An 11884-nucleotide genomic window follows, 5' to 3' on the forward strand; every position below is an offset into this window, starting at 1 on the left:
TCGCGACAACCGGAATCACAATCCAGGGCTCTACCAACTGAGCTACAGCCGCCACTACTTTATGCAGTGTGTTGTTATATTTTTATAAATGGCGCACCCGGAAGGATTCGAACCTTCGACCGACGGCTTAGAAGGCCGTTGCTCTATCCGGCTGAGCTACGGGCGCATTTCGAACCACACCTATAGTGCAGAAACCCTTTATAAAAATGGTCGGCGTTGCAGGATTTGAACCTGCGACCCCTTGGACCCAAACCAAGTGCGCTACCAAGCTGCGCTAAACGCCGACTGCTTTTGAACATTCATGTGAGTGCTCGTAAACAACGGGGTGCATAATAGTGATTTGACCTAGTCCCGTCAAACCTTTTTTTTGAAAAAAGTGTTTAAGTGGTTAATTTTAGCACTAAGTGTTCAGTTTTTGTTATACCCCCTATTGTTACGAATAAAAGATAAACAAATTTATCGGACATTTGTCCGCTTCGCACTGTTGGCTATTGGGTAAATTCATGAGAAAATGCGCCCCACTCCACACTTTAGTATCTTATATGTAGGTTTTTTTAATGTCAGCAAACATCATTGACGGCAAAGCAATTGCAAAACAAGTTAGAACATCTGTTGCACTGCGCGTAGCAGAACGTAAAGAACAAGGTCAACGCGCACCCGGTCTTGCGGTTGTATTAGTAGGACAAGATCCTGCCAGCCAAGTTTATGTTGGCTCAAAACGTAAAGCATGTGAAGAAGTGGGTTTTGTTTCTAAATCTTTTGATTTACCAGGTGATGCAACACAACAACAATTGCTGGATTTAGTTGAGCAGTTAAATAATGACCCAGAAGTAGATGGTATCTTAGTACAGCTTCCATTACCGGAGGGTCTAGATGCTGAACAAATCTTAGAAAGAATTACTCCACATAAAGATGTTGATGGTTTTCACCCATATAATGTAGGTCGCTTAGCACAGCGTATGCCTGCACTTCGTCCATGTACACCAAAAGGCATTATCACATTACTTGATTCAACAGGCGTTAAGTACAAAGGTATGGATGCTGTTGTTGTTGGTGCATCAAACATTGTTGGTCGTCCAATGGCATTAGAGCTATTACTTGCTGGTTGTACAACAACAGTATGTCATAAGTTTACTAAAAACCTTGAAGAACATGTACGCCGCGCTGATTTAGTTGTTGTTGCTGTGGGTAAAGCAGAGTTTATTCCTGGTGAGTGGATTAAAAAAGGTGCGATTGTGATTGATGTTGGTATTAACCGCTTAGAATCAGGTCAATTAGTGGGTGATGTGGCATATGATGTAGCTGCACAAAACGCCAGTTTCATCACTCCAGTACCAGGTGGTGTTGGTCCTATGACAGTTGCAAGCTTAATTGCGAACACACTTGAAGCGTGTGAAACATATCACAGCTAGATTTTAGATTTAAATCTAGCCGAAATAAAAAAGGTTGCCGTGGCAACCTTTTTTATTGTTTAAGCTCAAATAATTAAGCTTTACGCCAAGTTGTTTTACCTGCGCTATCTTCAAGCACAACGCCCATAGCGGTTAGCTTATCACGGGCTTCATCTGCAAGTGCCCAGTTTTTATCTGCACGGGCTTGGTTACGCTGTAAAATCAAGGCTTCAATTTCTGCCACTTCATTATCATCCTGCTCACCTTGTAAAAAGCTCTCAGGATCTTGCTGTGCAATACCTAATATTTCACCCAGCGTTTTAAGTATAAATGCAAGTTGACCAGCTTGATTCGCATCTTCATCTTTTAAGCGGTTTATTTCTTTTGCCAGTTCGAAAATCACCGGTAGTGCTTCAGGCGTATTGAAATCATCATTCATCGCAGCGTTAAAACGCGCCACATAATCATTTTCAAGTGAAGTTTCAATGACATCAACACCGCGAAGTGCTGTGTAAATACGTTCCATTGCTGCACGGGCTTGCTCTAAATTCTCCGTTGAGTAATTCAGCTGGCTACGATAATGACCATTAATTAAGAAAAAGCGTACCGACTCACGATCATACTCTTTTAATACATCACGCAGCGTAAAGAAGTTGCCTAACGACTTAGACATTTTTTCTTTATTTACTTGTACCATACCAGTGTGGATCCAAGTATTTACATACTTTTCGCCCGTTGCGCAGCATGACTGTGCAATTTCATTTTCGTGGTGAGGGAATTGTAAATCTGAGCCACCACCATGAATATCAAAATGCGCACCTAAGTGCTTGTTACTCATTGCCGAACACTCAATATGCCAACCAGGGCGACCTTCACCCCATGGGCTTGACCATGATGGCTCGTCTACTTTAGCTTTTTTCCAAAGAACAAAATCTAGTGGATCGTCTTTGCCTTCAGCAACGTCTACGCGCGCACCCGCTTGAAGCATATCTAAGTCTTGCTGCGATAATGCACCGTACTGTTCAAAGGTTGATACATCAAAGAGTACATCACCATTGCTTGCTACATAAGCATGCTTTTTCTCAATCAAACGTTCAATCATCGCAATGATTTCATCCATATGACCGGTTACAGTAGGCTCAATATCTGCAGGTAGCATATTCAGCGCATCAAAATCTTCATGCATTGCTTTAGTCATGCGCACAGTAAGCGCATCAATTGCTTCGCCATTTTCATTTGCACGCTTGATGATTTTATCATCTACGTCTGTGATATTTCGTACATAAGTTACATCAAAACCAGCATGACGAAGAAAACGATTCATCACATCAAACGACACATAAGTGCGTGCATGACCCACATGACAGTAATCATAAATGGTGATACCACACACATACATGCCTACTTTGCCAGCTACTAGTGGTTTAAAGGCTTCTTTTTGTCGTGTAAGTGTGTTGTAAATCTGCAACATTTATAATTTCCTCTATGTTTGCGCATACTAAAGCGGCATTTTAACATGGTTGTGGTTAACGGATAAATCTTTCTTTGTTCTATTACCAGATATTTTATAAAATAGCCTGACACTTATTAAAAACTAACAGTTGGAATAAACATGGTTACTATTAAAACCAATTTTGGCGACATCAAAATCGCTTTAAATGCAGAAAAAGCTCCGAAAACAGTAGAAAACTTTATTAACTACGTAAAATCGGGTTTTTATGACGGTACTATCTTCCACCGTGTTATCGACGGTTTTATGGTTCAAGGCGGTGGCTTCACTGCGGATATGGAACAAAAAGACGTACAAGCACCAATTGAAAACGAAGCAAATAACGGCCTACAAAACAAAGTAGGTACGATTGCAATGGCACGTACGCCAGATCCACACTCAGCTACAGCGCAGTTTTTCATTAACGTGAACAACAACGACTTCTTAAACTTCACTAGTGAAACATCACAAGGTTGGGGCTACTGTGTATTCGGTGAAGTAGTTGAAGGTATGGATATTGTTGAGAAAATCAAAGCTGTACCAACAGGTAGCTATGGTTTCCACCAAGACGTACCACTTGATTCTGTTGTGATTGAAAGCGCAACTATCGACGCTTAATTAGCATCTTTTGCCCTGTGTTTCGCGGGGCAATTTCTGGCCTACTATGAATAAAACCTATTTTATTGCAGATCTTCATTTAAGCGACGACACTTCCTTGATTAATCAAGGTTTCTTTACCTTTCTTAATAAATTGCAGCAAAACGCCAAATCGGTAGACGCGCTATATATTCTTGGGGATTTTTTTGAAGCATGGATTGGTGATGACAACCATACAACACTCAATCAAAAAGTCGCCCATGAATTAAAAAAATTAAGCCAATCAGGCATAAAACTTTTTTTTACCCATGGCAATCGCGATTTTTTAATTAAAAAGCACTACGCCAAAGCATGTGATATGACATTGCTGCCGGAACAAACAGTCATTAATTTATACGGCACACCGACACTAATTTGTCATGGCGATGAGCTTTGCACTGATGATATTGAATACCAAAAATTTCGTAAAAAAAGTCGTTCATGGTGGTGGCAAACTTTAATGCTTAATTTACCACTTAGTTTTCGCCAGAAGAAAGCGGCTAAAATTCGTGCCCGCAGTAAACAATCCAAAAAAATGAAGTCGCAAGCCATTATGGATGTGAACGAACAAACCGTGTCAGAATATTTTACTAAATTTAATGTTAGTCAGATGATCCACGGTCACACTCACCGCCCTAATGTGCATACTTACAACAATAAAACACGTTATGTACTTGGCGATTGGTATACCGATTTATGGTATATCGAGGCATCACAACAAGGCATTAAGCTGATTAGTGAGCCCTTATAAATTGAACACAATCAAAAAGAGCGCTAACTGCGCTCTTTTGGTTTTCCACTGTGAAATTTAAAATCATCATCAGGTGATGAAATAAGCTCAGCTTCTATTTCACCGAAAAATTTCACGCGTTCTGAAATATCTTCTCCCGCAACCTGCTGTGCAAGAGCAAGATAATCTTCATAATGACGGGCTTCTGAGCGAAGCAATGAAATGTAGAATTTACACAGTTCATCATCTAAGTGTGGCGCTAGCTTGGCAAAGCGCTCACATGAACGAGCTTCTATATAAGCACCGCAGATCAGCTTATCAATCAAAATTGCAGGCTCGTGGGTACGCACATGTGTCATCATACCTTTAGCATATCGACTCGCTGTGATATTTTCGTAAGGAATACCTCGAGCCACCATGATCTCTAATACTTGGTAAAAATGATGAAGCTCTTCCTTAATTAGCAGTACCATTTTATCAATCAAGTCTTGGCCAAAATTCGAGTCACTTTTTGGTACAATTTCTTTGCTAAGCTTGTAATGCTCCGCGAGAGACTCTAACGAACCTTCTTTCTTATAAACAAACTTCTCATAAGGCTGGAACCATTCAAGTAAGGCTTCGCCACTTTTTTTGTCTGCGGCATATTTACGAATAAGCCACATTGCCGTTTGCCCAGCTTTTAACTCACAAATTAAATGATCGAGTAACAAAACGGGTAAATTTTCAGTTTTCTTGGCTTCAGTTACCCATTCATCAGGGGTTTCACACTGTAAAAACTGATAAATGGGGGCTAGTAAATCTTGATATTTAGCTAAACTCATATCTACGTTAGACAAAAATGAATAATAACTAATTTTATCATAACAACTTAAACTAAGTCTTGAATCTTCTTATTTCACCTTTGTTTGCATTGATCTTCATCAGATTTTATAGAAAACCTTCAATTATATTTCTTGACATTTTATTAACAATCACCAATAAGTAGTAATGACCTGTTTAAAAAAACAACAAACGCTAATTGTTGAATTTGAAGTCAAAAATCACATTAGCCAATCAATTTAGGGTAATACAAGGAACACAATATGATTTTAAATCACCTTTGGGGTTTATACGCCCACCCAAAAGAAGAGTGGCAAACTATTGATGCTCGCCACGAAAGCTTTGGTTATAGCATGTCTCATATCTTGCTTATTGCACTAGTACCAAGTGTAATGGGTTATTTTTCAGCAGTTTATTTAGGTTGGAGTGTCGGAGTTGGAGATCGCATATTCCTAACTGAATCAAGCGCCATGTTACTAGCGGTTTCAATGTATTTCGCTCTTATTGCAGGCGTATTTACACTGGCATACCTTGCACATTGGATGGCGGTTACATTTGGGGCTGAACCAAGTTATACACAAACACTTGAATTAGCAGCGTATACATCAACACCTATTTTCATGTCTGCACTAGCTGCGGTGTATCCTGAATTATGGTTTATTGTTCTGGTAGGCTGTGGTGCTGTCGCTTATTCAGTGTATTTACTATACACCGGTGTGCCAATTCTAATGCATATTCCAGAAGAGCGTGGCTTTATATATGCAAGCTCCGTTGTGACTTGCGGCTTAGTGCTACTGGTTATTATTCTTGCAGCAACTGCGATTATGTGGACATCAGGCTTCGGACCAATGTTTACATCAGGCTGAGTAAAAATTGCTAGCTAACATAGTTAATAAAACAAAAAAGGAGCTTAAAGCTCCTTTTTTATCGATTAATTTCCTAGAAATTATTCACTAGCATCTTGGTTATGAAGCTCTAAACCTGAAGACATTGCTGATTCGCGGTCAGATTTTGCAGCATCGTTACGCAGTGCATCAATACGGTTTAAGTAAGCTTGGTCAATATCACCAGTTACATAATTACCATCAAAAACAGATGTTTCAAAGTTAGTAATTTCTGGATTTTCTTGGCTTACAGCAGCGATCAAATCATTTAGTGATTGATAGATTAGGCCATCAGCGCCAATGCTTGCATTGATATCTTCAACTTCACGCCCATGAGCAATCAGTTCTTGCGCTGATGGCATATCAACACCATACACATTCGGGAAGCGAATTTCTGGTGCCGCAGATGCGAAGTAAACATTTTTAGCACCTGCTTCACGTGCCATTTCAACGATTTGCGCAGATGTTGTACCACGTACAATTGAATCATCGACAAGTAATACGTTTTTACCTTTAAACTCTTGTGCAATTGCATTAAGTTTACGGCGTACCGACTTTTTACGTAGCTCCTGACCCGGCATAATGAAGGTACGGCCAATATAACGGTTTTTAACGAAACCTTGACGGTAAGGCAGTTCAAGTACATTTGCCATTTCTAGAGCAATATCACATGACGTTTCAGGAATTGGAATGATTACATCAATTTCTTTATCAGCCCATTCACGCTTAACTTTTTCGCCAAGTTTAGTACCCATGTTTACACGCGCTGCATAAACTGAGATTTTATCAATCGTAGAATCTGGGCGAGCAAAATAAACAAATTCGAAAATACACGGGCTATAAGACGCATTCGATGCACATTGCTGTGAATGTAATTGACCATCGTTAGAAACAAAAATAGCTTCACCTGGTGCAACATCACGAATAAATGCAAAACCACACGCATCAAGAGCAACACTTTCAGATGCGAACATATATTCAACACCCTGCTCTGTTTCGCGTTTACCAAATACCAGTGGACGAATACCATTAGCATCACGAAATGCAATCATACCGTGACCGATAATCATCGCGATTGATGCATAACCACCTACCACTTTGCTGTTTACAGTCGTTACCGCAGTAAAAACATCTTCTGGCGAAAGCTCTAGTTTATTAGGCTTAGCAAGTTCATGGGCTAAGATATTCAGTAATACTTCTGAATCTGATGTGGTGTTAACGTGGCGCTTTGCTGTTTTGAATAAATCTTCTTTTAACGCTTCTGCATTTGTTAGATTGCCATTGTGCGCTAGCGCAATACCAAATGGCGAGTTTACATAAAACGGTTGTGCTTCAGCTGAGCTTGAAGAACCAGCCGTTGGGTAACGAACATGACCAATACCCATATCGCCTTGTAAACGTTTCATATGGCGTGTGTGAAATACATCTTTCACAAGGCCATTATCTTTACGTAAGCTAAAGGTGTTATTGTCAATGGTAATAATACCCGCCGCATCCTGACCACGGTGTTGCAAAACGGTTAGACCGTCATAAAGGGTTTGATTTACCGGGGTAGTTCCGACGATACCAACGATACCACACATGAGAAAAATCCTCGCCTGATAAGGGGTTACTGAGTTAAGAAGCTTGAATTATCTTCTAGGTATTCAAAAAACCATTCAATAATAAAGCTAAACTCTGGAATTAAATTTGAACGACTCCACCAGTCTTTACTTGGGGCACTGGTGAAAGCATCGAGAAAAAATAATAGTGCACTAATTATAAGCACGCCACGCAAAGCGCCAAATACCAAACCAATTACTCGGTCAGTGCCTGACAGCCCTGTTCTTTGGACTAATTCTCCAAGCACATAATTAACTAAACTGCCGACAATCAAAGTTGAGAAAAACAAGATTGCAATTGCAGCGCCATTACGTACTAGGGGTTCGGAGATTTGGTCTGTAAGGAAAACAGCGAGGTGTTCATAAAACATGCTTGAGATAAAAAAGGCAGCAATCCAAACAGCTAGCGACATTGCTTCTTTAACAAAGCCGCGCATCAAACTTATCAAGGATGAAAGCCCGATGATACCCAGAATGGTGTAATCTACCCAGATCATATTAACCTGCCCTTTTATGTTTCGCGCGCATTTTATATAAGCTTACGCTTAATTGCCAGCTCAATTTGTGATTTCGAATTGTGTTACTCGACCATTTAGCTTGGTTAATTTTTTTAACTGAGGTAATTGCGATTCTAACTTTTGCTTATCTAGCTCAGGGCCTACAAACACTTTTGTTAACGTGCCTGAGGGTGTTTTAATTGGTTTAGTAAATGCTGTAAAGCCAGCGCTTTTCAATTTGGCCAATAAAGAATCAACATTTGCTTTGTGCGAAAAACTGCCTAATTGAATCACCCAAGCAAACTCATTAAGGTTACTTTGTTCAGCACGTTTAACAGCAACTTTAGGCTCAACTTCAACCTCATTTACAGCTGGTTTTGCATCAACTTCAACCGTAGCCACTTTCTTTTCTTCAATGATTTCAGCTTCTGTTTGTGCTATTTGCTGATCGGCTGAGAGTTCATTATTAAAAGGTGAGTTTTCACCTTCATCAATCGCCGCTTCTTCAATCACAGGCGTACTTGGCAGTGATTCACGAGCAAGCGTTTGGTCAGGCTCAGGATCAAGTTCTATCGCTTTAAATTCAGGGCGCTCAGGAATGTCTTTAAAGGTTTCTCTTTTTTGTACCTTTTCACCATCCAAAATATTAGGAATAAACACAATCGCTGCTGTTACAACGATAATGGTACCCACTAAACGGTTGATAAATTGACTAGTCACCCTCACTCCTTATTTTGCCAAAACGCAATTGCATCAGCCACAGTGTAAAATGAGCCAAATACAATTAGCAAATCTTCATCATCCATGGTGTTTAAAATAGTGTTTAAACCTTGAGCTACACTTGCGTGTAATGACAGTTTTGGCGATTCAATTTCGCTCTGTAAATTAACTGAAAGATTTTCAGCCTTATCACCCCTAAAGCATGACAGCGTCGCTAAATGCCATTCATCTACTTGCGCTTTAACTGCGTTAAATACGGCTTTTTGGTCTTTGTCTTGTAACATACCAGTTAAAGCAATAATATTTTTACCGCACGCTTTAAATTGTGCCAATTTAGCTGCTAAATAGCGAGCAGACTCAGGATTATGAGCAACATCTGCATACACCAACGGCTTTTCACTTAAACGCTGAAAACGCCCTTCAACGACAAGGTTAGTTAGCACCTCACGGAGTGTTTGCTCGTTAGGTAATAGGCCTAATGTATCAAGCGTTGTGATTGCCGTTGCAACATTTTGTGCCGGAATATTTGGCACAGGCAATTGAAACGCTAATTTATCATTTTTATAGTCAAGCGCATCACCGCTTAACTCGAATGAATAATCTCTTTGCGCTGCAATTACCTGAGTGCCTAATTCTTCTGCGTATTGCCAAATTGAATTAGGAATCGCTAAATCACCAACAATTGCCGGAGCATGCGCTCTAAAAATACCGGCTTTTTCTCTACCCACTAACTCTCGAGTGTCGCCTAAGTATTCTTTGTGGTCTAAATCGATAGTGGTTATAACAGACGCAATTGGGTCAACAATGTTGGTAGCATCCAATCGACCACCTAACCCTACCTCTAATAAGATGTAGTCAGGCTTTTTCTGCTTAAATACTTCAAGTGCCGCCAGTGTACCAAACTCAAAATAAGTCAGGCTAATGTCACCGCGCCCTTGTTCAAGTGCATGAAATGCATCTACGTGGTCTTGATCGGGTAATTCGGCGCCATTAATGCGTACTCGCTCGTTATAGCGAATAAGATGTGGCGAAGCGTAGGTACCAACAGAGTAACCTTGCGCCAGTAGAATGGCCTCTAAACAACGGGCTGTAGTGCCTTTACCGTTTGTGCCAGCAATTAAAATAACATTTGGAAGTGAGGTATAACCTTGCTTTTCACCTACTTGGCGAACGCGAGTTAAACCCATATCAATGTTTGAAGGATGAATACTTTCTAAATAACAAAGCCAATCATCTAGACTCGACGATTGGCTTGGTACAACATGTGTCATAGTGCAATAAGTTGCTAAATCAGTTTAGATTATGCAATTCTATGCTCTTGTTCAGTTGACGGCAAGTGCATATATTTCGCAACAAGACGTGCAATGGTGTCGCGCATTTCACGACGGTCAACAATCATGTCGATTGCACCATGCTCTAATAAGAATTCAGAACGTTGGAAACCTTCTGGTAAAGTTTCACGAACTGTTTGCTCAATTACGCGTGGACCTGCAAAACCAATAAGTGCTTTTGGCTCAGCAATATTAATATCTCCTAGCATTGCTAAAGACGCAGATACACCCCCCATGGTAGGGTCAGTAAGTACTGAGATAAACGGTAAGCCTTGCTCACTCATTTTATCAAGTGCAGCACTTGTTTTTGCCATTTGCATTAATGACATAAGTGCTTCTTGCATGCGCGCACCACCTGAAGCTGAGAAACAGATTAACGGCATTTTACGCTCAAGACATGCATTTACCGCTTCAACAAAGCGCGCACCTACAACCGATGCCATAGAACCACCCATAAATGAGAATTCAAATGCCACAGCAGCTACTGGTACACCTTTTAAGCGGCCAGTCATTGCAACTAATGCATCTTTTTCCCCACTAACTTTCTGTGCGCTAGTGATGCGATCTGAGTATTTTTTTGAATCTTTAAATTTAAGAACATCTTTTGGTTCTAAATCTTGACCCAATTCGACTTGTTCGCCATCGTCTAAAAACTGTTCAAGACGTTTACGAGCGCCAATGCGCATATGGTGATCACACTTAGGGCAAACATGTTGTTGTTTTTCGAGTTCTGCCTTGTAAACGATCGTGTCACAATCACCACATTTAGCCCAAACACCTTCTGGAATTTCTTTACGACCTGTAGACTTGGTTGTTTTTGGTAAGATCTTTTCTAACCAGCTCATTTAAATCTCTCTCACTGCTATATCTGCTTTGAACGGCGCAGAAAATTTTTGCAATTAAAACACTAATCGTGCGACTAAGGTATAAAAAACTGGTCTAATATGTCGCTAAATTGTGTTATTTATTCGGTTTTTTATAAGCTATTTGGCAAAAATAGCGGCCCTGGATTTGATTTGGGTATCTCAAAATGTTCAGGGTAATCAACTTCAACTAAGTACAAACCGCCTGGCTTTGCCGTTGCAGATGCCTGTGTGCGGTCTTTTAAGGCTAAAACTTGCTGCATCCACCCAGGTGGATACTTGCCTTGACCAATATCTATTAAACAACCGGCAATATTGCGCACCATGTGGTGAACAAACGCATTGGCTTTAATATCAATCACAATAAAATCGTTAAAACGTTCTACATTTAAGTGCATTACGTTTCTAAACGGTGTTTTTGACTGACAATGCACTGCTCGTACTGAAGTAAAGTCTTGTTCGCCTAGTAAATAAGGCGCTGCTTGTTGCATTTTTTCAACATCCAACGGATGGTGATAATGGCTTAAGCCAGAGCGTAAAATACCTGGGCGATAAGTGCTATTATAAATAATATAGCGATAACGCCTTGCTGTGGCGCTGTAGCGAGCATGAAATTCTTCACTTACTTCTTTTGCCCAGCGAATAGCGATCGCATCAGGTAAATTGGCATTTACACCAAGAGTAAACGACACCATAGCTCTATCAGCCGTAGTATCAAAATGTACTACTTGACCGGTACCATGAACACCCGCATCTGTCCGACCTGCACAAGTCACTTCTATTTTTTCGTTACAAATTTTTGAAAGCGCATTTTCGAGCTCTTGTTGTACACTGTTAACATGTTGTTGGCGTTGCCAACCACTGTACTGAGAACCATCATATTCTACGCCTAGAGCGACTCGCATGAACAATATTCCATGAAT

12 protein-coding genes and 2 tRNA genes are annotated in these 11884 nt (G+C 40.3%); 4 read left to right on the forward strand and 10 right to left on the reverse strand.

Going from position 1 to position 11884, the window contains the following annotated elements; genetic code table 11:
- Positions 1-89 precede the first annotated feature (89 nt).
- A tRNA-Arg gene (locus ON073_RS08335) sits at positions 90-166 on the reverse strand.
- A 41-nt stretch (positions 167-207) separates the two neighbouring features.
- A tRNA-Pro gene (locus ON073_RS08340) sits at positions 208-284 on the reverse strand.
- Positions 285-557: 273 nt separating this feature from the next.
- On the opposite strand from ON073_RS08340, the gene folD reads away from it, so the two are divergent.
- The gene (gene folD, locus ON073_RS08345; protein WP_274761428.1) at positions 558-1412 is read left to right on the forward strand and encodes a bifunctional methylenetetrahydrofolate dehydrogenase/methenyltetrahydrofolate cyclohydrolase FolD; all 855 of its coding nucleotides are present in this window, start codon (positions 558-560) and stop codon (positions 1410-1412) included.
- Positions 1413-1485: 73 nt separating this feature from the next.
- Here folD and cysS read toward each other — a convergent pair whose 3' ends face one another.
- The gene (gene cysS / locus ON073_RS08350; protein WP_274761429.1) at positions 1486-2862 is read right to left on the reverse strand and encodes a cysteine--tRNA ligase; all 1377 of its coding nucleotides are present in this window, start codon (positions 2860-2862) and stop codon (positions 1486-1488) included.
- Positions 2863-3003: 141 nt separating this feature from the next.
- Here cysS and ON073_RS08355 point away from each other — a divergent pair, with 141 nt between their 5' ends.
- Both ON073_RS08355 and ON073_RS08360 read left to right on the forward strand, forming a co-directional pair.
- Complete coding sequence (locus ON073_RS08355) at positions 3004-3498, forward strand: peptidylprolyl isomerase (protein ID WP_274761430.1); 495 nt, start codon at positions 3004-3006, stop codon at positions 3496-3498.
- 46 nt (positions 3499-3544) lie between these two features.
- Positions 3545-4267, forward strand: coding sequence for a UDP-2,3-diacylglucosamine diphosphatase (locus ON073_RS08360; protein ID WP_274761431.1), 723 nt, complete (start codon positions 3545-3547; stop codon positions 4265-4267).
- Positions 4268-4290: 23 nt separating this feature from the next.
- Here the strand turns inward: ON073_RS08360 and miaE are convergent, their stop codons facing one another.
- Positions 4291-5067: a tRNA isopentenyl-2-thiomethyl-A-37 hydroxylase MiaE gene (gene miaE / locus ON073_RS08365; RefSeq protein ID WP_274761433.1), complete on the reverse strand. Its 777-nt coding sequence runs from the start codon at positions 5065-5067 to the stop codon at positions 4291-4293.
- A 261-nt stretch (positions 5068-5328) separates the two neighbouring features.
- On the opposite strand from miaE, the gene ON073_RS08370 reads away from it, so the two are divergent.
- The gene (locus tag ON073_RS08370) at positions 5329-5931 is read left to right on the forward strand and encodes a Yip1 family protein (protein ID WP_274761434.1); all 603 of its coding nucleotides are present in this window, start codon (positions 5329-5331) and stop codon (positions 5929-5931) included.
- An 80-nt stretch (positions 5932-6011) separates the two neighbouring features.
- Here the strand turns inward: ON073_RS08370 and purF are convergent, their stop codons facing one another.
- The 6 genes from purF to truA form a co-directional block, all read right to left on the reverse strand.
- Positions 6012-7532, reverse strand: a complete 1521-nt coding sequence (gene purF / locus ON073_RS08375) for an amidophosphoribosyltransferase (protein WP_274761435.1) — start codon at positions 7530-7532, stop codon at positions 6012-6014.
- A 26-nt stretch (positions 7533-7558) separates the two neighbouring features.
- Positions 7559-8047, reverse strand: a complete 489-nt coding sequence (locus tag ON073_RS08380; protein WP_274761436.1) for a CvpA family protein — start codon at positions 8045-8047, stop codon at positions 7559-7561.
- 60 nt (positions 8048-8107) lie between these two features.
- Positions 8108-8767, reverse strand: a complete 660-nt coding sequence (locus ON073_RS08385; RefSeq protein WP_274761437.1) for an SPOR domain-containing protein — start codon at positions 8765-8767, stop codon at positions 8108-8110.
- A 2-nt stretch (positions 8768-8769) separates the two neighbouring features.
- Positions 8770-10038, reverse strand: a complete 1269-nt coding sequence (gene folC, locus ON073_RS08390) for a bifunctional tetrahydrofolate synthase/dihydrofolate synthase (protein WP_274761438.1) — start codon at positions 10036-10038, stop codon at positions 8770-8772.
- A gap of 29 nt (positions 10039-10067) precedes the next feature.
- Positions 10068-10943: an acetyl-CoA carboxylase, carboxyltransferase subunit beta gene (accD, locus tag ON073_RS08395; RefSeq protein ID WP_274761439.1), complete on the reverse strand. Its 876-nt coding sequence runs from the start codon at positions 10941-10943 to the stop codon at positions 10068-10070.
- 131 nt (positions 10944-11074) lie between these two features.
- Positions 11075-11866, reverse strand: coding sequence for a tRNA pseudouridine(38-40) synthase TruA (gene truA / locus ON073_RS08400; RefSeq protein WP_274761440.1), 792 nt, complete (start codon positions 11864-11866; stop codon positions 11075-11077).
- Between the last annotated feature and the right edge of the window lie 18 nt (positions 11867-11884).

Origin of the sequence: Pseudoalteromonas sp. G4 (genome assembly GCF_028875915.1) — a bacterium.
Taxonomy (GTDB): Bacteria; Pseudomonadota; Gammaproteobacteria; order Enterobacterales; family Alteromonadaceae; genus Pseudoalteromonas.

Coding starts and splice junctions, on each gene's coding strand:
- truA (WP_274761440.1), bottom strand. CDS start 11,866: ATGCGAGTCGCTCTAGGCGTAGAATATGATGGTTCTCAGTACAGTGGT.
- folD (WP_274761428.1), top strand. CDS start 558: ATGTCAGCAAACATCATTGACGGCAAAGCAATTGCAAAACAAGTTAGA.
- ON073_RS08380 (WP_274761436.1), bottom strand. CDS start 8,047: ATGATCTGGGTAGATTACACCATTCTGGGTATCATCGGGCTTTCATCC.
- ON073_RS08370 (WP_274761434.1), top strand. CDS start 5,329: ATGATTTTAAATCACCTTTGGGGTTTATACGCCCACCCAAAAGAAGAG.
- ON073_RS08360 (WP_274761431.1), top strand. CDS start 3,545: ATGAATAAAACCTATTTTATTGCAGATCTTCATTTAAGCGACGACACT.
- accD (WP_274761439.1), bottom strand. CDS start 10,943: ATGAGCTGGTTAGAAAAGATCTTACCAAAAACAACCAAGTCTACAGGT.
- ON073_RS08355 (WP_274761430.1), top strand. CDS start 3,004: ATGGTTACTATTAAAACCAATTTTGGCGACATCAAAATCGCTTTAAAT.
- cysS (WP_274761429.1), bottom strand. CDS start 2,862: ATGTTGCAGATTTACAACACACTTACACGACAAAAAGAAGCCTTTAAA.
- purF (WP_274761435.1), bottom strand. CDS start 7,532: ATGTGTGGTATCGTTGGTATCGTCGGAACTACCCCGGTAAATCAAACC.
- miaE (WP_274761433.1), bottom strand. CDS start 5,067: ATGAGTTTAGCTAAATATCAAGATTTACTAGCCCCCATTTATCAGTTT.
- folC (WP_274761438.1), bottom strand. CDS start 10,038: ATGACACATGTTGTACCAAGCCAATCGTCGAGTCTAGATGATTGGCTT.